Annotated in this window: 14 protein-coding genes; 10 read left to right on the plus strand and 4 right to left on the minus strand. The window is 71.8% G+C overall.

Features of this window, described 5'->3' with window-relative positions; translation table 11 throughout:
• Window positions 1-3 precede the first annotated feature (3 nt).
• Window positions 4-771: a FadR/GntR family transcriptional regulator gene (locus ABEA10_RS14565; protein ID WP_345463245.1), complete on the minus strand. Its 768-nt coding sequence runs from the start codon at window positions 769-771 to the stop codon at window positions 4-6.
• Between the two features lie 142 nt (window positions 772-913).
• Between ABEA10_RS14565 and ABEA10_RS14570 the strand changes: the two genes are divergently transcribed.
• The 7 genes from ABEA10_RS14570 to ABEA10_RS14600 are packed head-to-tail and all read left to right on the plus strand — an operon-like array spanning window position 914 to window position 11,381.
• On the plus strand, window positions 914-2,521 hold the full coding sequence (locus ABEA10_RS14570; protein WP_345463248.1) for an ABC transporter substrate-binding protein: 1,608 nt from the start codon (window positions 914-916) through the stop codon (window positions 2,519-2,521).
• A 43-nt stretch (window positions 2,522-2,564) separates the two neighbouring features.
• On the plus strand, window positions 2,565-3,524 hold the full coding sequence (locus ABEA10_RS14575) for an ABC transporter permease (RefSeq protein WP_329237228.1): 960 nt from the start codon (window positions 2,565-2,567) through the stop codon (window positions 3,522-3,524).
• Entirely contained in the window at window positions 3,524-5,503 is a 1,980-nt protein-coding gene (locus ABEA10_RS14580) for a dipeptide/oligopeptide/nickel ABC transporter permease/ATP-binding protein (protein WP_345463257.1), read from the plus strand. The genes ABEA10_RS14575 and ABEA10_RS14580 overlap by 1 nt, the downstream gene beginning before the upstream one ends.
• The gene (locus tag ABEA10_RS14585; RefSeq protein WP_345463260.1) at window positions 5,500-6,519 is read left to right on the plus strand and encodes an oligopeptide/dipeptide ABC transporter ATP-binding protein; all 1,020 of its coding nucleotides are present in this window, start codon (window positions 5,500-5,502) and stop codon (window positions 6,517-6,519) included. Before ABEA10_RS14580 ends, ABEA10_RS14585 begins: the two co-directional genes overlap by 4 nt.
• 57 nt (window positions 6,520-6,576) lie before the next feature.
• The gene (locus ABEA10_RS14590; RefSeq protein ID WP_345463263.1) at window positions 6,577-7,506 is read left to right on the plus strand and encodes a dihydrodipicolinate synthase family protein; all 930 of its coding nucleotides are present in this window, start codon (window positions 6,577-6,579) and stop codon (window positions 7,504-7,506) included.
• Window positions 7,507-7,518: 12 nt separating this feature from the next.
• Window positions 7,519-9,321, plus strand: coding sequence for an exo-alpha-sialidase (locus ABEA10_RS14595; protein ID WP_345463266.1), 1,803 nt, complete (start codon window positions 7,519-7,521; stop codon window positions 9,319-9,321).
• Between the two features lie 59 nt (window positions 9,322-9,380).
• Window positions 9,381-11,381, plus strand: coding sequence for a beta-galactosidase (locus ABEA10_RS14600; RefSeq protein ID WP_345463269.1), 2,001 nt, complete (start codon window positions 9,381-9,383; stop codon window positions 11,379-11,381).
• Between the two features lie 89 nt (window positions 11,382-11,470).
• Here ABEA10_RS14600 and ABEA10_RS14605 read toward each other — a convergent pair whose 3' ends face one another.
• Entirely contained in the window at window positions 11,471-11,986 is a 516-nt protein-coding gene (locus ABEA10_RS14605) for a hypothetical protein (RefSeq protein WP_345463272.1), read from the minus strand.
• On the opposite strand from ABEA10_RS14605, the gene ABEA10_RS14610 reads away from it, so the two are divergent.
• Complete coding sequence (locus ABEA10_RS14610) at window positions 11,979-12,125, plus strand: hypothetical protein (RefSeq protein ID WP_345463275.1); 147 nt, start codon at window positions 11,979-11,981, stop codon at window positions 12,123-12,125. The genes ABEA10_RS14605 and ABEA10_RS14610 overlap by 8 nt on opposite strands.
• Window positions 12,126-12,130: 5 nt before the next feature.
• Here the strand turns inward: ABEA10_RS14610 and ABEA10_RS14615 are convergent, their stop codons facing one another.
• Complete coding sequence (locus ABEA10_RS14615; RefSeq protein ID WP_345463278.1) at window positions 12,131-13,318, minus strand: ROK family transcriptional regulator; 1,188 nt, start codon at window positions 13,316-13,318, stop codon at window positions 12,131-12,133.
• Between the two features lie 186 nt (window positions 13,319-13,504).
• Here ABEA10_RS14615 and ABEA10_RS14620 point away from each other — a divergent pair, with 186 nt between their 5' ends.
• Window positions 13,505-16,984 carry an alpha-N-acetylglucosaminidase TIM-barrel domain-containing protein gene (locus tag ABEA10_RS14620; protein WP_345463281.1) on the plus strand — a complete coding sequence of 1,160 codons (3,480 nt, stop codon included), beginning with the start codon at window positions 13,505-13,507 and terminating at the stop codon, window positions 16,982-16,984.
• A 708-nt stretch (window positions 16,985-17,692) separates the two neighbouring features.
• Window positions 17,693-19,339, plus strand: coding sequence for a glycoside hydrolase family 3 C-terminal domain-containing protein (locus tag ABEA10_RS14625; protein ID WP_345463284.1), 1,647 nt, complete (start codon window positions 17,693-17,695; stop codon window positions 19,337-19,339).
• 173 nt (window positions 19,340-19,512) lie between these two features.
• Here the strand turns inward: ABEA10_RS14625 and ABEA10_RS14630 are convergent, their stop codons facing one another.
• Complete coding sequence (locus tag ABEA10_RS14630) at window positions 19,513-20,268, minus strand: SDR family oxidoreductase (protein ID WP_329237267.1); 756 nt, start codon at window positions 20,266-20,268, stop codon at window positions 19,513-19,515.
• Window positions 20,269-20,311: the final 43 nt, after the last annotated feature.

The following is a 20,311-nucleotide window of genomic DNA, read 5'->3' on the forward strand; positions in this document are numbered from 1 at the left end:
GGCTCAGCCGCTGCGCAGGCGGGCGAGCCGGGTGCGGATGCCGGCGAAGTGCGCGCTCATCGCCGCCGCGACGGCCTCCCGGTCTTCGGCGATCACCGCTTCGTAGATGTCGCGGTGCTTGCGCGCGACCTGCTCCGGAGCCTCGTCGGGGGTGCCCAGCTCGTCGCTGAGCTGGTAGTAGACCTGCCAGAACGCACCCAGGAGCCGGCCGACGAGCGGATTGCCGAGCGGCCGGTAGAGCAGGTCGTGGAAGAGCCGGTCGGTCTCGGGCTTGACCGCGCCGACGAGCGACTCCTCCTCCATGCGCTCGATCACCTCGCGGGCCGGGGACAGCATCCCGGCGAGGTCGGCGCCGCCGTGCCGGTCGATCAGGCGCCACGCGAGCCCGTTCTCCAGGATCTCGCGGATATCGGTGAGGTGGGCCAGGTGGTTCGACTCGTCCTGCGGGGAGATCCGGCTGTGGAAGGCCAGCTCGTCGACCAGGCCGTTCAGCGACATCTCACCGACGAACATGCCGAAGCCGTGGCGGATGTCGACGATGCCGACGGCCTGCAGGGCCTTGAGCGCCTCACGGATGGAGTTGCGCCCGATGTCCAGCTCCTGCATGAGCTCGGACTCGGTCGGCAACGGGTCGCCGGCGGCCAGGCCTCGCCGAACGATGATCTCTTTGACCGCCTCCTGCACCTCGATCGCGCGGCTGAGCCTGCGGCTTCGCGAAGGAGCCGGCCCGCCGGGCTCGGGGAGGTGACGACGACCGTCGCGCAACGTCACGGAAATCTCCTGATCATCTGCTCTTGACTTGGCACAGAACCGACTTCTACTCTCCAACGCTACAGGAGATAGGACGTGGGACGTCCCATATCTGCCCCTAAAATTTTCGCCGCCTTCCTGACCGCCCACCCCGGGAGACACCGTGAGCGCCCCTCGACCCGCCTTCAGCCGCCGCGACTTCCTGCGTTACAGCGGGACGTTGAGCGCCGCGGCCGCCATCTCCACGACGATCTCCGCGTGCGGCGGCCCCGCCTCGACCGGTTCGGCCGGCTCCGGCGGCAACAAGGACCTCGTCACCGTGGTCATCGGCTACGGCAACGACCAGTCCTGGGACCCGAGCATGACGGCCTCGGCCTTCACGATGGCCGCCAACAACCACATCTACGAGGGCCTGGTCGACACCGACCCGATCACCCGCGCGCCGTACGCGGCACTCGCCACCGCCCTGCCGGCCGACACGTCGGCGACGTCGTGGAAGTTCGCGCTGCGCCAGGGCGCGACGTGGCACGACGGTAAGCCGGTCACCGTGGAGGACGTCCTGTTCTCCTTCGACCGCGTCATGGACCCCTCGACGCTGGCGTCCTCGTTCTTCACCAGCTGGCTGAAAGAGGTCCGCAAGGTCGACGACAACACCGTCGAGCTCGTCTTCAAGTTCCCGTTCCCGGACGCGCTGCCCCGCCTGACCATCGCCAAGATCATGCCGAAGCACGTGTTCGGCGCGCCGGGCGGCTGGGACGCGGCCAAGAACGGCAAGGCCGTGGGCTCGGGGCCGTACAAGATGACCGCGCACAACCCCAAGTCCAACACCGAGTTCGAGGCCTACTCGGGCTACAACGGCCCGCGCAGGCCGGCGATCAAGAAGATGAACTGGCTGTCCATCGTGGACGCCTCGGCCCGTGTGGCGAAGATCTCCGGCGGCAGCGCGGAGGCGCAGATCGCCGACAACGTGCCGTACGCCAACATCGACCAGCTGCGCAAGCAGGGGCTGACGGTCGAGGGCGGCAAGGGCATGAACCACATGTTCCTGATGTTCAACACCGCCCAGAAGCCGTTCGACGACGTGCGCGTACGCCAGGCGCTGTTCTACGCGATCGACACCAAGAAGATGATCGACGTGGCGCTGAAGGGACACGGCACCCCGGCGAGCAGCTTCCTCAACCAGCAGAACCCGGCGTACGCCCGGGCCAAGACGGTCTACGACTACAACCCGGACAAGGCCAAGTCGCTGCTCGCCGCCGCGGGAGTCAAGAACCTGTCGGTCACCCTCATGGCGGTCAACGTCAGCTGGATCAGCGACTGCCTGCCGACGATCGCCAACTCCTGGAACGCGATCGGTGTGAAGACCTCGCTCCAGCCCCAGGACACCAGCGCGCTGTTCACCAAGATGGACCAGTCGCAGTCGTACCAGGTGGTCGCCGCGGCCTCGAACCCCAACCAGTTCGGCCTCGACGCCGACCTGATCCTCCGGTACAACTTCACGTCCGGCGGCACCTGGATGAAGTACACCAAGTGGGACAAGAGCTCTGACGCCAAGGCGCTCTTCGCGCTGATGGACAAGGCAACCCGCGAGCCGGACAAGCAGAAGAAGCTGGCGCTCACGCACCAGTACATCGACGTCATCGCCGAGCAGGCGGTGCTCTATCCGGTCGTGCACACCGAGCTGATGACCGCCTGGGATCCCAAGAAGCTCACCGGCGTGCGTGCCCAGGCCTACCCCGGGGTCACCCTCCTGCAGGCGAAACGCATCTGATCGTCCGCCGCCGCACCCCGGCCCGACCCCCCAGGAGGCACCCGTGGCAGTGATCGCCAGAATGCTGGTGCGCCGCGTCCTCATCCTGATTCCCCTGTTGCTGGGCGTCGTTCTGTTCGTCTTCATCATCATGCGGTTCTCCGACAACAAACCGGAGTACGCGTATTTTGAGGGCGCCAATCCCACCCCGGCGCAGATTCACCAGTTCCAGGTGGACAACGGCCTGCTCGATCCGCTGCCGGTGCGGTATGTGCGCTTCGTCGGCCAGCTGGTCCGCGGCGACATGGGGACGAGCGCGCTCACCAAGGCGCCGGTGCGCAGCTCGATCGCGACCGCGATGCCGCTGACGCTGCAACTGACGCTCTTCGGCGTGGTGATCGCCATCGTGCTGGCCCTGATATTCGGTGTCGTCGCGGCGATATTCCGGGACCGATGGCCGGACCAGCTGATCCGGCTCGTGTCGCTGATCGGCGTCGCCTCGCCGGCGTTCTGGCTGGCGCTGCTGATGATCCAGTACCTGGCGGTCGACCGCGGCTGGTTCCCGACCAGCGGATACATCAATCCGGCGGACTCGGTCAGCGGCTGGCTGCGGTCGCTGACCCTGCCGGCGCTGGCACTGTCGCTGCCCGTCGCGGCCTACCTCACCCGGATCATCCGCACGTCGATGGTGGAAGAGCTCGACAAGGACTACGTGCGGACCGCGATCGGCAGCGGCCTGCCGCCGATCGTCGTCGTGGGCCGCAACGTGCTGCGCAACGCCCTGATCAACCCGCTGACGGTGCTCGGCCTGCGGGTCGGTTACCTGCTCGGCGGCGCGGTCGTGATCGAGACCATCTTCGCGCTGCCCGGCATGGGCCAGCTCATGATCACGGCGGTGCGCAACGGCGACCCCGCGGTCGTCCAGGGCGTCGTGCTGACGATCGCGACCGGCTTCGTCGTGGTCAACCTCATCATCGACATCCTCTATCTCCTGGTGAACCCCCGACTGAGGAGCGCCGGCTGATGCGCAGCGGACTGGCCAGAAGACTGTCGCGAGCGGGCATCGGCTTCCGCCGGCTGGGCCCCGCCTCGTGGGTCGCCCTGGGCGTGGTGGTCGTCATCGTCATCGCCGCGGTGTTCGCCCCGGTGCTGGCGCCGCACTCGCCGTACGTCCAGGAGGTCTCGGGCGGCGGCCCGAGCGCCTCGCACTGGATGGGCCTGGACAGCGCCAACCGCGACATCTTCTCGCGGTTGCTGTACGGCGCGCGCTGGTCGCTGGTGATCGGGCTCGGGGCCACCGCGATCGCGCTGGTCTGCGGGGCGCTGATCGGCGCCGTCGCCGCGACCTCCCGCCGGTCCGTCGACGAGACGATCATGCGGACGCTCGACGTCATCATGGCGTTCCCGGGCATCGCGCTCGCCGCCGTGCTGGTCGCGGTCTTCGGCGGCAGCATCCCGGTGCTGGTGCTGGCCATCGCCTTCCTGTACATGCCGTCGGTGGCGCGGGTGGTGCGGGCGAACGTCCTCGCCCAGTACGGCGAGGACTACGTCGCGGCCGAACGCGTCATCGGCGCCCGCGCGCCGCACATCCTGCTCCGGCACGTCGCGATCAACTGCGCGGCCCCGGTGCTGGTGTTCTGCACGGTGATGGTGGCCGACACGATCGTCTTCGAGGCGTCCCTGTCGTTCATCGGCGCGGGCGTGCGCCCGCCCGACCCCTCCTGGGGCAGCGTCATCGCCGACGGCCGGAACATGGTGCTGCTCGGCGGGTGGTGGGCCACCGTCTTCCCCGGCCTGCTGATCCTCCTCACGGTGCTCGCGCTGAACGTCCTGGCCGAGGGTGTCTCCGACGCCTGGGCGGCGCCGGCCGAGCGGCGTTCCGACTCCCCCGGCGCGCCGGCGCACCGGTCGCCGGCCGCGGCACCGGCGGCCGAGCAGGCCGAGCAGGCGGCGCTGACCGGCCTGGCCGAGGCCGCGCGCCGCCTGGCCCGGCGGGCCCGTCCGCTGCCGGAGGGCCGGCCGGTCCTCAGCGTGGAGAACCTGACCGTCGGCTTCGAGAAGCGCCACAACGGCGTGAACGTCGTCGACGGCATCGGCTTCGACGTCCGGCCGGGCGAGGTGCTCGGGCTGGTCGGCGAGTCCGGGTGTGGCAAGTCGCTGACCGCGTTGACGATCATGGGCCTGGAGCCGGCCGGCGCCCGCGTCGGCGGCCAGATCCGCTTCGACGGCAAGGACCTGCTGGAGCTGTCCCGGTCGGCGCGGCGACGGCTGCTGGGCCACGAGATGGCGATGATCTATCAGGACGCGCTGTCGTCGCTGAACCCCGCGATGACCATCAAGGCCCAGCTGAAGCAGGTCGTCCGGCGCGGGGGCCGGCGCAGCCCGGCGGAACTCCTGGAGCTGGTCGGGCTCGACCCCGTGCGCACGCTCTCGTCCTATCCGCACGAGCTGTCCGGCGGCCAGCGGCAGCGGGTGCTCATCGCGATGGCCCTCTCCCGCGACCCCAAGCTGATCATCGCCGACGAGCCCACGACGGCACTCGACGTCACCGTCCAGGCCCAGGTGATCGAGCTGTTGCTGCGCCTGCGGGCGGAGCTGGACTTCGCGCTCATCCTCGTCTCGCACGACCTGGCGCTGGTCTCCGACGTGACCGACCGGGTGGCGGTGATGTACGGCGGGCAGATCGTCGAGACCGGCGTGACGTCCGCCCTGGTGGGCGCGCCCGCGCACCACTACGCCCGCGGGCTGCTGGGCTCGGTGCTGTCGATGGAGGCCGGCGCCGACCGCCTCGCCCAGATCCACGGTGTGGTGCCCTCCCCCGCGGACTTCCCCAGCGGCTGCCGGTTCGCCGACCGGTGCCCCGCCGCCACCGAGGTGTGCCGTACGGAGACGCCGCGCCTCACGGGCGCGGACGACCGGCACTCGGTGGCCTGCCACCATCCCGCGGCCGACGTCTCGGCCTCCCTGTCCGCCTCCGCTTCCCCGACGAAGGAGGGCTCATGACGCAGCCAGGCGAGGCGCTCGTCGAGCTGACCGACGTCCACGTCGTGCACAAGGCGCGCTCGGGCGGCCTGTTCACGCGGGACCGTGTGTACGCGCTGACCGGCGCCGGCCTGACCGTCGCGCCCGGCGAGACCGTCGGCATCGTCGGCGAGTCGGGCTGTGGCAAGTCCACGCTGGCCAGAGTCGTCATCGGGCTCCAGCGGCCGACCGCGGGAGCGGTGTGCTTCCAGGGACGCGACGTCTGGTCGATGCCGGGCGCCGAGCGCCGGAGCGCGATCGGGTCGAGCATCGGCATGATCTTCCAGGACCCGGCCACGGCGCTGAACCGCAGGCTGCCGGTCCGCCAGGTGCTCCGCGACCCGCTCGACGTCCACCGCGTCGGCACCCCCGAGGAGCGCGACGAACGGGTCCGCGAGCTGCTCGACCTCGTGGGGCTGCCCCCGGGCGCGGCGGACCTGCTGCCCGGCCAGATGTCCGGCGGGCAGCGGCAGCGGGTGGCGATCGCCCGCGCGCTGGCGCTGCGGCCCCGGCTGCTGGTCGCCGACGAGCCGACCAGCGCGCTCGACGTGTCGGTCCGCGCGCAGATCCTCAACCTGCTGGGCGACCTGAAGGAGCGGTTCGGCCTGGCCATGGTGTTCGTCTCCCACGACATCCAGACGGTGCGGCGGATGAGCGACCGGGTCGTGACGATGTACCTCGGGCGGATCGTGGAGCAGGCCCCGGCCGCCGCGGTGCCCGGCGCGGCCCGTCACCCGTACACCCGGGCGCTGTTCTCCGCCACGCCCGGCCTGCTGTCCCCGATCGACCCGATCCCGCTCGTGGGTCCGGTCCCGTCCGCGACCCGGCCGCCGAGCGGCTGTCCCTTCCGCACCCGCTGCTGGAAGGCCGACGACGTCTGCGCCGCCGAGATGCCCGCCGCGGAGCAGGACGGGGACGGCGTCTTCCGCTGCCACCACCCGGTGCGCTCCGGCGCCACGGACCGCGAACTGATCAGCCAAGCGAACGAACGTGCCTGAGCCTCGCGTAAGGCGACACGCACAGCACCTCGGCCTCCGGCCGTCGAAGGAGAATCCATGACCCACGCCGCCCCGTTGTCCGGCGTCATCCCCCCGGTGTGCACCCCTCTCACCCCGGACCGCGAGGTCGACACCGCCTCGCTGACGCGGCTGGTGGACCACCTGCTGGAGGGCGGGGTGGACGGACTGTTCGTCCTCGGCTCCACCTCGGAGGTCGCGTTCCTGCCCGACGGGCATCGCCGCACCGTGCTGGACACCGTGCTCGGCCACGTCGCGGGGCAGGTGCCGGTGCTCTCGGGCGTCATCGACATGACCGCGCCCCGGGTGGTCGACCACGTGCGCGTGGCGGTCAAGGCCGGCGCGGACGGCATCGTGGCCACCGCCCCGTTCTACGCGCGCACCCATCCGGCCGAGATCGCGATCCACTTCCGCACCATCGCGGCGCACGCGGGCATCCCGGTGTACGCCTACGACCTGCCGATCTCGGTGCACAGCAAGCTGACCGCGGACCTGCTGCTGGAACTCGCCGCCGAGGGCGTGCTCGCCGGCCTGAAGGACTCCAGCGGCGACGAGGCCGGGCTGCGCGAGGTGATCCTGCGCCGCCGCGACCGCGACCTGACGTCGTTCGCGGTGATGACCGGCTCGGAGCTGACCGTCGACTCCGCGCTGTGGATGGGCGCGGACGGCGTGGTCCCCGGCCTCGGCAACGTCGACCCGCACGGCTACGTACGGCTCTACCAGGCCGCCTCGCGCGGCGACTGGGAGGCCGCGCGGGCCGAGCAGGAGCGCCTGTTCCGGCTGTTCCCCCTCGTGCACGTCGGGGGCCCGCACATGGGCCGGAGCTCCTCGGCCCTGGGAGCGTTCAAGGCCGCGCTGTTCCTTCGCGGCGTCATCGACCACCCGACCACGGCGCTGCCCCAGATCCCGCTCGACGCGGACGACATCGCCCGCGTCAAGGACTTCCTCTCCGAAGCCGCCCTCATCTGACCGGAGGACACCGTGGCCCATCTCAGATCCCCCCGCCGTACGGCGGCCGTGGGGCTCCTCGCCGCCGCGCTGCCGCTGGCGACCGCCGGAGCCGCGTCCGCCAGGACCGCCCCGGAGTTCACCCAGCAGGTCATCTTCGCCCAGCACACCGACGGCTACTACTGCTTCCGCATCCCCGCGATCGTCCGCGCGAACGACGGCACCCTGCTCGCCTTCGCCGAAGGCCGCGTCAACGGCTGCGGCGACGCGGGCGACATCGACCTGGTGCTCAAGCGCTCCACCGACGGCGGCCGCACCTGGGGCCCCCTCCAGGTCGTGCTGCCCGGCAACGGCGACACCCGCGGCAACCCGGCCCCGGTCGTGGACCGGCGGACCGGGCGCATCGTCCTCATGACGACCTGGAACCCCGGGAACGACGACACCGTCCGGCACCCGTTCGTGCAGACCAGCGACGACGACGGCGCGACCTGGTCCGCGGCGCGCGACCTCACCGGTGCGCTGGTCAGGCCGGAGTGGAACTCCTGGTACGCCACCGGCCCCGGCCACGCGATCCAGCTCCAGCACGGGCCGCACAAGGGACGCCTCATCGTCCCGGCCAACCACGAGGGCGACGGCGGGGCGCTCAAGGGCGGCCCGCAGGGCGGCCACCTCAACTACAGCGACGACGGCGGCCTCACCTGGAAGATCGGCGCCGACGACACCCGCACGACCAACGACGTCAGCCCCGGGGAGCTCAGCGCCACCGAGCTGGCCGACGGGCGGATCTACGTCAACGCACGCGACAACACCGGCACCGACCCCGGCAACCGCAACACCGCCACCAGCAGCGACGGCGGGCTGACCTTCGACGCGCCGTTCCGCACCCTGCTCAAGGTCGACGCCCCCAAGGTGCAGGGCTCGGTGCTGCGCGCCGGGAAGAAGATCTACCTGTCCGTCCCGGACCACCCGGTCACCCGCGAGGTCATGGCGGTCCGCACCTCCTCCGACAACGGCAAGAACTTCCAGAAGCTCGGCAAGGTCATCAACTGGGGCCCCTCCGCCTACTCCGACCTCGTCGACCTGGGAAGCGACCGACTCGGCCTGCTCTACGAAGCCGGGCAGGCCGGACCGTACGAGGAGATCCGCTGGGCCCGGTTCAACATCGCCTACCTCGCCACTCCCAACGGCACTCCCCCCGGTCTGCCCAAGCCACCCGCGCCCGGTCCGACGACTCCCGATGAGTCCGGACACCACAACGACGGGTACGTCCGCGGCGCGATGACCTCCCCGAGTGAGTTCGACGGCGCCGACGACTACGTCCAGGTGCCCTGGAACGACTCCCTCGACCTCGGCGACGGCGACTTCACCTGGTCGGCCCGGATCCGTTACGGCGACACCGCCGGCACCCACTCGATCCTGTGGGCCTACCGCGTCGGCAGCGGCGCGCCGGAGATCTGGCTGCGAGCGGAGCCGGCGAGCAAGCGCATCCGCGGGTTCATCCAGACCGACCAGGGCAGCGTCACGGTCGACACGAGCCAGGCCTACAACGACGGCCAGTGGCACGACGTCGTCCTGCGCCGGGCCGGCGGGAAGCTCACCCTCAGCGTCGACGGCCAGGCCACCTCGGTGGCCGACCCCGGTGGATCGGTGACCCTCGGCAAGCAGTTCACCATCGACGGCATCGACGTCGGGCAGCGCCTCGACGGGGTGCAGCGCTTCCACGGCTCCATCGCCGACGTCCGGGTCTTCGCCGGCGCCGTCCCCGACGACCAGGTCGCCACCACCCACCGCGGCCTGCGGCTGTCGTTGCCGCTCGAGCACATCGAGGCCCAGTGAGTGAGCGCGGCGAACGAATCGACGAACACGCACCCCTGATCTCACCTCCGCAAGGGCCCGTGAACCGTATCGATGCGCTGCGGGAGCGGGTCGGCATCGCCTACGGCGGCGACTACAACCCCGAGCAGTGGCCGGAGGAGGTGCAGGAGGAGGACCTGCGGCTGATGAAGGAGGCCGGGGTCTCCCTCGTCAGTGTCGGCATCTTCTCCTGGGCCTCGGTCGAGCCACGTCCCGGGGAGTACGACTTCGGCTGGCTCGACCGCGTCATGGACCGGCTGGCCGGGGGCGGCGTCGCCGCGTGCCTGGCGACCATGACGGCCTCGCCCCCGCCCTGGCTCACCACGCGCCATCCCGAGATGCTCACCGTACGGGCGGACGGGTCGGCCATCTCGCCGGGCGGGCGGCAGCACTACTGCCCCTCCAGCCCGGTCTACCGCGAGCACGCCGTACGCCTGGCCGAGCGGGTCGCCACCCGGTACGCCGGCCATCCCGCGCTGGCGCTCTGGCACGTGAACAACGAGTACGGCAACGTCATCCCGTGTCACTGTGACGTGTCCGCGGCGGCGTTCCGGCGCTGGCTGGCGGACCGGTACGGCTCCGTCGAGGAGCTGAACGACGCGTGGTCGACGCGGTTCTGGGCGCAGGGGTACTCCTCGTTCGAGGAGGTGCTGCCGCCGCGCTCTCCCGCGCCGTTCGCCAATCCGGCGCACGCCCTGGACTACGCGCGGTTCACCTCCGACGAGCTGCTGGCCTGCTACCTCGCGGAGAAGGAGCTCCTGCGCCGCGTCACGCCGGACGTGCCGGTGACCACCAACTTCCCGCCCTCGCTGCGGCCGGTCGACCAGTGGGAGTGGGCGCCGCACCTGGACGTGGTCGGCTACGACGCCTACCCCGATCCGCTCGACGCCGACGCCGCGCCGAAGGTCGCCTTCTCCTACGACGTGATGCGTTCCCTGCGCGGCGGACAGCCGTGGCTGCTGATGGAGCAGGCCCCGGGCGCGGTCAACTGGCGTCCGCGCAACGCCGCCAAGCCGCGCGGGGCGATGCGCCTGTGGAGCTGGCAGGCGGTCGCGCACGGCGCGGACGCGGTGATGTTCTTCCAGTGGCGGCAGTCGCGGGGCGGCGCGGAGAAGTTTCACTCCGCGATGGTGCCGCACGGCGGGCCGTCGACCCGGCTGTTCGGCGAGGCGAGCGCGCTGGGCCGGGAGCTGGGGGCCGTCCGTGACCTGGCCGGCGCCGAGTCGCCGCGTGCGGACGTGGCGATGGTGCTGGACTGGCCGAGCTGGTGGGCGCTGGAGGGCCCGGCCCACCCGAGCACGGACGTGCGCTTCCTGGACGCCGCGTGGTCGTGCCACCGCCCGCTGTACGACGCGGGCGTGGCCTGCGACGTCGTACGCGCGGACGCCGACCTGTCGGCGTACCGCCTGGTGGTCGTGCCGAACCTCTACCTGACCTCCGATGAGGCCGCGCGCGCCCTGACCCGGTACGTCGAGGAGGGTGGCACGCTGGTCATGTCGTTCTTCTCCGGCATCGTCGACCCGTACGACCGCGTCCACCTGGGTGGCTACCCGGCTCCGTTCCGCGCGATGCTGGGCCTGACCGTGGAGGAGTTCCACCCGCTGGCCGAGGACGCGTCGGTGGGCCTGACGGACGGGTCGGGCACGGTGTGGTCGGAGGAGGTACGGCTGGAGGGCGCCGAGGCGGTCGCGCACTTCACGACGGGACCGCTCGCGGGCGAACCGGCCGTGACGCGGCACCGCTTCGGCCGCGGCGAGGCCTGGTACCTGGCCACCCGCCCCGACCCGCGGACCATGCGCGCCCTGTTCGACCGGGTCCGCGACTCGGCCGGTGTCACTCCGGTGCTGCCGGGCCTGCCCGAGGGCGTCCAGGTCCGGATCCGGGAGAAGGACGGGTCGCGCTGGTACGTGGTCCTCAACCACGGCGCCGAGGCGGCCGACGTGCCGCTGCCGGCTCCGATGCGCGACGAGCTGACCGGTGCCGCACCGGCCGGCTCGCTGCGCCTGGAGCCGCGCGGCGTCGCCGTGCTGCGCTCGAGCTGACCAGAGGAGGGCGGCCCCTGGGGCCTCCGCCCTCCTCTGGCCCGCGCCATGGGATCCCGCCCGGCCGGCTCAGGGCCGGGCGAGCCCGGTCACTCGGTCGGGCCGGTGGAGGCCTCCATCGACCGCAGCCAGGCGCGCAGCAGCCAGCCGCCGGTGACGGCGACCGCCACCCCGACGATGGGGCCGACGTGCCGCCTGGAACGGTCCCACCATGGTCCGGGATCGGCGGGCCGGCCGGCGGGGAGGACGCTGCCCGTGGCAGCGGGAACGTCCTCCCGGTCCTTCCGGCCCTCGCGATCCCGCCTGTGCTCCCCGTCCTCCGGGTCCGTACGGTCGGCCCGGGCGGGCGCGGTCACCACGGGCGTCTCCGGGCCGTCCACGTCCGGTGCGTCCCGTACCGGGCTCTCGTCCGGGACCGGGCCCTCACCCCCGGGCGGGTCGCCGGACGCATCGCCGGTGCGCGCGTCGAGCTCGGTGTTCGCCTGCAGCCGGCGTTGCCTCCATTTCAGCCAGTCTCCGTCACAGACCCGTACGAACTCGTGCACCACCCTTTCGGTCGGGAGCTGGTAGCCGGCCGCCGCCGCCGCGAGGGCGCTCTTGGACACCTCGCAGGAACGTGCCATCTTCCAGAATTGGGCCGTCCCCGCCCTGATGCTGTGGATGCTGGTCTACAGCAACCTGTACGTCCTGCTCGGCCTCGCCGCTCTGGCCGCCGTGCCGTTCCACCTGCGCGCGCGGCGCTGAGCCGGTCAGGCGGGGAGCTGGTGCCAGACCTCGTCCAGGGCCAGGCTCAGGGCGCCGGTCAGGATCGTGTCCTCGGCCAGGCCGGAGATCCCCACCTCGGGCGGGGCGAGGGTCAGGTCGGCCAGGTGCCGGGTGATGGCTGTGAGCAGGACGGGTCCGGCGCGGGCGACCCCGCCGCCGATCACGACCGCGTCGGGGGCCAGCACCAGCACGGCCGGTGCGATGGCGTGGGCGAAGGTCCGGGCGACGTCGTCCACGACCCGCTCGGCCACCGCGTCGCCGACGGCCGCCGCGGCGAAGACGGCGGCGGCGTCGACGGGGCCGTCGCGCAGGACCGATCCGGGATGCGTACGGGCGGCGCGGCGGGCCTGTTCGGCGATGGCCTCGGCGCCGATGGCGCGTTCGAGGGGGCCCCTGCCGTCATCGGTGTCGGGGACGCGGCCGGACGGCCGGATGAAGCCGATCTCGCCCGCGGACCCGGTGCCCCGGTGGAGGCGTCCGTCGATCACGACGCCGGCGCCCAGCCGCTCGCCCCACTGGACGGCCAGCAGCGTGCCGGCCTCGGCGCGTTCCCTCGCGACGGCCAGAGCGGCGAGGTTGGCGTCGTTCTCCACCCGCACCGGGCAGCGGAACCGGTCGCGGAGGTGGTCGGAGAGGTTCACCGAGGTCCAGCCCGGCACGCTGGGCGCCAGGAGGATCCGGCCGGAGCCGGGGTCGACGATCCCGGGGGTGGCGACGACCACCGCGGCGATCTCGTCCGCGGCGAGGCCGGCGTCCTCCAGGGCGCGCGCGATGACCGCGTCGACGACGGTGAGGAGGCGGCTGGCTCCGTTGTGTTCGACCGATCGGCGCACGGCGGCCAGGCGGCGGCCGGCGAGGTCGTCGATCCCCGCGGTGACGGTGTGCGGGCCGACGTCGAGGCCCAGCACGGGCGCGGCGCGGCCCCGGAGGGAGACCCGGACGGCCGGACGGCCGCCCTTCCGCGAGGCGGCGGCCGGGTGGTCGTGCTGGATCCAGCCCGCCTCGACCAGGTCCTCCACCGCCTGGCCCACGGTGGGGCGGGTCAGCCCGGTGAGTTCGACCAGCTCGGCGAGCCGTACGGGATCGGGCGCGCACGCACGCACCGCGCGCAGCACGGAAGCGGTGTTGAGGCGGCGCAGAACGGGCGTGCCGACCGCGCGCTCTTCTTCCATTGCTCCCCTCCGGAAGATCCGCCGGGACCTCTTGACCCAAGAGTCCGGCACGGACATTATGAGTCGGCCGGTTTTGCAAAGATCTTAATAAACTTCCCCTCCGGTGGAGGTGCCGCCATGGTGTTGGGCCGAAGACTGGGAAGACGATCGGGCTTCAGGCGCCGATCTCGCGCACTCATCGCCGCGATGGCCGCGGTGCTGGCCGTGCCGCTGGCCGCGGCGCCACCGGGGACGGCGACGGCGGCGACCACCCGCCCGACGGTCGCGGCGCACGACACCGGACCGGCCGCCCGGGCGCTGGAGCGGATCCTCGGAAAGAGCCGGGCCCGTCAGGTGACGCTGCGGACGATCGACAAGGGCACGGGCGCCGACCGGTTCCGGGTCTCCGCCGAGGGCGGGCACCTGGTGGTCGCCGGCACCTCCCCGGCCGTACAGCTCACCGGCTTCGGCTGGTACCTGCGCAAGGTCGCGCACGCCGACGTCGCGATCGGCGGGTCGCAACTCGACCTTCCCGCGCGGCTCCCGCTGCCGTCCGCGCCGATCGAGCAGGACGCGTCGGTCGCCAACCGCTTCGCGCTCAACGACACCAACGAGGGATACGCCGGCGCGTACCTCAGCTGGCAGGAGTGGGAACGCCGCATCGACGTGCTCGCGCTGCTCGGCATCAACCAGGTGCTGGTGTACGAGGGACAGGAGGCCGTCTACCAGCGGGCCTTCCAGCAGTTCGGGTACAGCGCCGCGGACATGCGCGCGTGGATCCCGGAGCCGGCCCACCAGTCGTGGTGGCTGCTGCAGAACATGTGCTGCACCGGCTCACCGATCTCCCAGCAGCTGATCGACCGTCGCGCCGCGCTCGCCCGGCGCATGATCGACCGGCTGCGCGAGCTGGGCATGACGCCGGTGCTGCCCGGCTACTACGGCACGGTCCCGACCGACTTCGCGCAGCGGAATCCGGGGGCCAACACCGTGCCGCAGGGCACCTGGAACGGCCTGGAGCGTCCCGACTGGCTTGACCCGACCGGGCCGGAGTTCGGCAAGGTCGCGGCGGCGTTCTACCAGGCCCAGACCCAGCTGTACGGCGCCACCACGATGTACAAGATGGACCTGCTGCACGAGGGCGGCACCGCCGGGTCGGTGCCGGTGGGCCCGGCGTCGAAGGCCGTCCAGGACGCGCTCGAGGCCGCCCACCCCGGTGCGATCTGGGTGATCCTCGGCTGGCAGAGCAACCCCCGCAAGGAGACCCTCCAGGCGGTCGACCGGTCGCGGATGTTCATCGTGGACGGCCTCAGTGAGCAGCCCACCGTCACCGACCGGGACAAGGACTTCCTCGGCACGCCGTACGCCTTCGGCACGATCTGGAACTTCGGCGGCCACCAGAACTTCGGCGCCGGCCTCACCGTGTGGAACGAGAAGTTCCACGCCTGGCAGGCCAAGCCGGGCAACGCCATGAACGGCATCGCGCTGATGCCCGAGGCCATCGACAACAACCCGGCCGCGGAGGCGTTCTTCACCGAGATGGCGTGGGAGACCGCGCCGGTCGACATGGACGCCTGGTTCGCCGAGTACGCCACCGCCCGCTACGGCGCCGCCGACCCGCACGCCCTGGCGGCCTGGAAGATCATCGAGCGCACGGCGTACTCCTGGCCGGCGGGCAAGGACACCCGGCACGTGACCGCCCTGTTCGACGACCAGCCGAGCCTCACCGACACCGGGACGGCGTTGCAGTACGACCCGGCCGAGTTCGAGAAGGCCCTGCGCGAACTGCTCCAGGTGGACCCACGGCTGCGACGCTCCGACGCGTACCGCTACGACCTGGTCGACGTCGCCCGGCAGGTGCTCGCCAACCGCAGCAGGGCGCTCCTGCCGAAGATCCTCACCGCCTACCGCGACCGCGACACCGCCGCCTTCGGACGGCTCACCGGCCAGTGGATGGCCGAGATGAAGCTGATGGACGAGGTCCTCGGCACCGACCCGAACTTCCTGCTCGGCACCTGGCAGCGGGAGGCGGCCCGCCAGGCCGCGAACGCCAAGGAGGCCGCGACGCTCGACTACGACCTGAAGTCGCTGGTGACGCTGTGGCAGACCGAGAGCCCCGGGCTCCAGGACTACGCGCGGCGGGAGTTCAACGGCCTGGTCGGCGGCTACTACGCCAAGCGCTGGAAGATGTTCTTCGATGTGCTGAAGGACTCGCTCAGGACGGGTGAGCAGCCGAAACCGATCGACTGGCGCGCGGTCGCCGAGAGCTGGGCGCACGCGGGCACCCGCTACGCCGCCCAGCCGCACGGCGACGCGTACCGGCTGGCCGCCCAGGTGGCCGGAGAGCCGTCCGGCACGCTGACCGTCGCCTCCGACCGGAAGGGGATCGCCCCGGGCGGCACGGTCAACGTCACCGCGACCTTCACGAACGACTCGGCGAGCACCGCTCGCGACGTGCGTCTGGCGTTGACCGCGCCGAGCGGCTACACCGTCCGCCCGGCGACCAGTTCGGGAAGCGACGTCGACTCCGGCGGGACCGCGACCGCGACCTGGACGGTGACCGCCCCCGCCGACGCCGCGGCCGGCACCCTGCCGGCCCTGGACGCCACGGCCTCCTGGCGTACGTCCTCGGGCGAGTCCGGACGGGCCACCGCACACGCTCTCCTCATGGTCGGCGGGAGCACGATCGCGCCGCCGTACAAGACGGCCGCCTCCGCACCGGCCGAGTTCGCGCGGACCGGTGACACGATCGGCATCGCCGCCGGCGGCAGGGACGTGTGGGGTGCCACCAACGAACTCGCGACCGTCTACGAGAGCGGTGGCCTCACCTCGGGCCACGCGGTGTCCACGAAGGTGACGAAGCTGGACGGCGCGTCCCCGTACACACGCGCCGGCCTGGTCGTCAGCGACGACCTGTCCAAGACCGGGTCCGCCGGGTACGCCGACATCGCCGTCACCCCCGAGCACGGCTGCGTCTTCTCCTACGACACCGACGGCGACGGCAGGCTCGACCACGTGACCGAGGTCGGCGGGTTCACCGCCGGCGACCTCTACGTACGGCTGCGCACGGACGGCGACCGCGTGACCGGCTCGTGCAGCTCCGATGACAAGAACTGGACCGTGATCGGGTCCGGCACGGTCGCCGGCGCGTCGGCCACGCAGGACGTCGGCATGTTCGTCAGCGCGGTCAACAGCCACACGTCACAGGAGGCGATCGCGCTGTTCGGCGGCGGCATCACGGCCGCGGCGGACACCTCCCGCGACGGGTCCGGCGACGTCCTGCAGAGCCTCCACAAGCCGGTGACGGCGCTGTCCTCGGAGTCCGGCCGTCCGCCGGAGGTCGCCAACGACGGCAATCGCGCCAACTCGCCGTACTGGGGCGGCCCGATGACGTACGGGCAGACCTGGTGGCGCGTGGACCTCGGCGCCGTGAACGACGTGTCGCGCGTGAACGTCCGCAACTACGTCGACGGCACCCGCTACTACACCTACCGGCTGGAGGGCAGTGTCGACGGCACCCACTGGTTCACCCTCGGCGGCCGGAACGGCCCCGACCCCGCCACCGACGCGGGCGACACGATGAACACCGAGGCCAAGGCCCGGTACGTCCGGGTGGTCGGCCTCGGCAACACCGCCAACGCCACCTTCCACCTCACCGAGGTCAGCGTCTACGGAACTCCGACGGCCTAGCGTGCCCGGCGGGTGCCGGCCGTGGCCGCCTCCGGCGGACCGCTCACGGCCGGTACCCGCCCTGGCACAGGTCATTTACGCTGCCGGCGATGATCTGGTGGCGGAGTGGGATGCCCACGTCACGTACCGCGCCGAAGCGGAGACTCACGCTGAGAGGCTGAAGGCGACCGCGCTGAAGCGGTTCGATGAGGAGATGGCTTCGCTGTCGGCCGACGAGGCGACCGCGCGGGTCGAAGCCGACCCGGAAAGCCGGCGTCCCGCGAGAGCCGCCCGGCAACGGCAACGGTCGCGCTATCCGGGTCCCGAAGGCTCCGCCCCGGAGTCGCGGTTGCTGGCACAGATCTTCGGAGCAGCCCTCCCTCCACCATCGCCGATGGAGAAGGCCAAGGAGCGGCGCTCGTCCGCGGCGGCCGAGAGTCTCTACTGGACTTGGCGGCGCGATAGGGCGAGCCGGCGCCGTAGCGGGTCCGGTCCGGTCCGTCGTCCAGATCGACGAAGACACCGATGGAACTCCGAGATCGACGCCATCGGCCGCGTTCGTAGGCGGCGTGGGAGGGTCCGGTCCTGGTGGCTTCACCGGGCCGGGACCGCCCGCGAAGCAATGAGCGAAGCGTTGGTCGGCTCAGTGGATCATCTGATGGCCGAACGCCTACCCGGCCGAACACGATCCCGACCGCGATCGCGAACCACATCACCACCCAGACCGACGTGTACAACGAGGGCGACGTCGACGTCTCGCTCGTCCGGCTGTTCACCGCGCGCATCGAGACCGGTGAGTTCGACGCCGAGAACACCGTGCCGTGGGTCCGCGACGCACGTCAGCGCCTGGCGCCGGGCACCTGGACCAACAGCGACGCCAACAACGCCGTCACCGAGACGGCCGACCGGCTCGCGCTGGACCAGCGCGTCGCCGACCAGAGCCTCGTACTGCTGAAGAACGAGGCCGTCGCCGGCAAGAGCCTCCTGCCGCTGAAGGTGCCCGCCTCCGGCGCCTACCGCGTCGCCGTGATCGGGGCGTACGCCAACCCGTCGTCGCTGTACCTCGGCGGCTACTCCAGCAACCAGGGCCCGGCGGGCGTGGCCAAGGAGGTCAACGCCTACCAGGGTGTGAAGGCGGCCGTGCAGAAGGCCGACCCCGACGCGACCGTCGACTACTACCCGGGTGTCACCGGCGCGAAGCTGGACACCGTCGACGCGGCGTCCGTCGCGGCGGCGAAGAACTACGACGTCGTGATCGTGGTGGCCGGCACCGACCAGAACACCGCCGACGAGGGCGCCGACCGCAGCACGCTCGCCCTGCCCGGCGCCCAGTCCTCGCTGATCAGCCAGGTCGCGGCGCAGAACCCGCACACGATCACGTACCTGGAGACCATGGGCCAGGTCGACACCGGTGACTTCCAGTCCCAGGTGCCGGCTCTGCTGTGGAGCTCCTACAACGGGCAGCGTCGGGGCTCGGCACTCGCCGACGTCCTGCTCGGCACGGCGAACCCGGGCAGCCGCCTGCCGTTCACCTGGTACCGCAGTCTCGACCAGCTCCCGGCGATCGACGACTACACCATCCGCCCGACGGCGACCTCCGCCGGCCGTACGTACATGTACTTCAAAGGCGACGTCACCTACCCGTTCGGATACGGGCTGAGCTACAGCGACTTCACGTACTCGAACCTGCGGGTCGCGCACGGCACGGCCGACGCGAACGACACGCTCCGGGTCACGGCCGACGTCACCAACCGCGGTTCGCGGGCCGGTGACGCGGTGCCGCAGCTCTACGTGGCGACGCCGTTCGAGCCGGCGTCGGCGCAGCGTCCGGTCAAGCGCCTGGAGGCCTTCCAGAAGGTCACGGTGGCGCCGCACCAGACCAAGCGCGTGTCGTTCACGGTGCCGGTGTCCCAGTTCGCCTTCTACGACGAGGCGGCCAAGCGGTACAAGGTCGACCTCGGGAAGTACGAGCTGCAACTCGCGACCTCCAGCTCCGACGTCGCCGCGCGGACGTCCGTCAAGGTGGGCGGCACGCTGCTGCCGACCCCGTCGGTCGTCACCGCCAAGCCGGCGCAGGCCGGCGACGCCGCGCAGGGCATCGTCCAGCGCGGCATGTTCGACCGCGGCACGACGATCGACCCGAAGCTGACCGTGTCGATGGCGGACGAGAGCGTCTACGGCTACGTCACCAAGGACGCGAGCGTCCCGCTGCCGAAGGGCCTGAGGACGACGTTCCGCAGCGACCGCCCGCAGGTGGTGCGGGTGGACGCCCACGGCACGATCCGTACGGTCGGGGCCGGAGTCGCCACGGTCACCGCCACGGTCCACTACAACGGGAAGACGGCCTCGACGAGCTTCGTCGTCCACGTCTCCTGACCGAACGAATCGGGGACGGATCCCTTCGGGGGTCCGTCCCCTTTTCATCCACTCTCAGTCGGCCGCGTACCGCGCGAGGTTCCGCCCCGGCGGCCGGCCCAGCCGGCCGCTTGGCGGTGACGGCCTCCACCGGCCGCTTCCAGGACGCGGTGGGGCCACCGCGACGCCGGTCCCTAGAGGCTCTGGACGAGGCCGCCGTCGCAGCGCACCGCGGTGCCCGTGATGTAGGACGCGGACGCGCCGCACAGGAACGCCGCGGCGGCGCCGAACTCGGCCGGTGTGCCGTACCGCCCGACCGGGATGGCGGCCTGAGCCGCGGTGGCGACCTCTTCCACCGTACGGCCCTGGCGTGTGGCCACGGCCTGGTCGAGCGCGGCGACCCGGTCGGTGGCGATACGGCCGGGGAGCAGCATGTTGACGGTGACGCCGTCGGCCGCCACCTCGCCGGCCAGAGTCTTCAGATACCCGGCGAGCGCCGCCCGGCCCATGTTGGACAGGGCGAGGCCGGCCAGCGGTGCCGCCACGCCGCTGGAGCCGATGGCCAGGATCCGGCCCCAGCCGCGCTCCCGCATACCGGGCAGGGCGGCCTCGACGAGCCGCTGCTGGTTGCGGAACAACGAGTCGAACGCGGAGGCGAAGTCGTCCTCGCCGAGGTCGGCCGCGCGGCCGGGCTTGGGGCCCGGCCCGTTCAGCACGAGGATGTCGACCGGTCCGTCGATGAGTGTGCGGACGACCTGCGGATCGGAGAGGTCGGCGGCCACACCGGTCGCACCGGGCAGTGTCGCCGCGATGTCGCGGGCCAGGTCACCGCGACGGCCGGACACGACCACGCGGGCACCTTCCGCGGCCAGCGCCTCGGCCACCGCCCGGCCCAGCCCTCCGGTGGAGGCGCAGACGACCGCTGTTCGGTTCTCGATCCCCAGATCCATCAAAACCACCGTTCTGTTGATATGTACGCGCGACGAGCAGGTC

The sequence above is a fragment of the Actinoallomurus oryzae genome, assembly GCF_039541955.1.
Classification (GTDB): Bacteria; Actinomycetota; Actinomycetes; order Streptosporangiales; family Streptosporangiaceae; genus Actinoallomurus; species Actinoallomurus oryzae.

Coding starts and splice junctions, on each gene's coding strand:
- ABEA10_RS14630 (WP_329237267.1), bottom strand. CDS start 20,268: ATGGATCTGGGGATCGAGAACCGAACAGCGGTCGTCTGCGCCTCCACC.
- ABEA10_RS14580 (WP_345463257.1), top strand. CDS start 3,524: ATGCGCAGCGGACTGGCCAGAAGACTGTCGCGAGCGGGCATCGGCTTC.
- ABEA10_RS14590 (WP_345463263.1), top strand. CDS start 6,577: ATGACCCACGCCGCCCCGTTGTCCGGCGTCATCCCCCCGGTGTGCACC.
- ABEA10_RS14615 (WP_345463278.1), bottom strand. CDS start 13,318: ATGGAAGAAGAGCGCGCGGTCGGCACGCCCGTTCTGCGCCGCCTCAAC.
- ABEA10_RS14585 (WP_345463260.1), top strand. CDS start 5,500: ATGACGCAGCCAGGCGAGGCGCTCGTCGAGCTGACCGACGTCCACGTC.
- ABEA10_RS14620 (WP_345463281.1), top strand. CDS start 13,505: ATGGCCGCGGTGCTGGCCGTGCCGCTGGCCGCGGCGCCACCGGGGACG.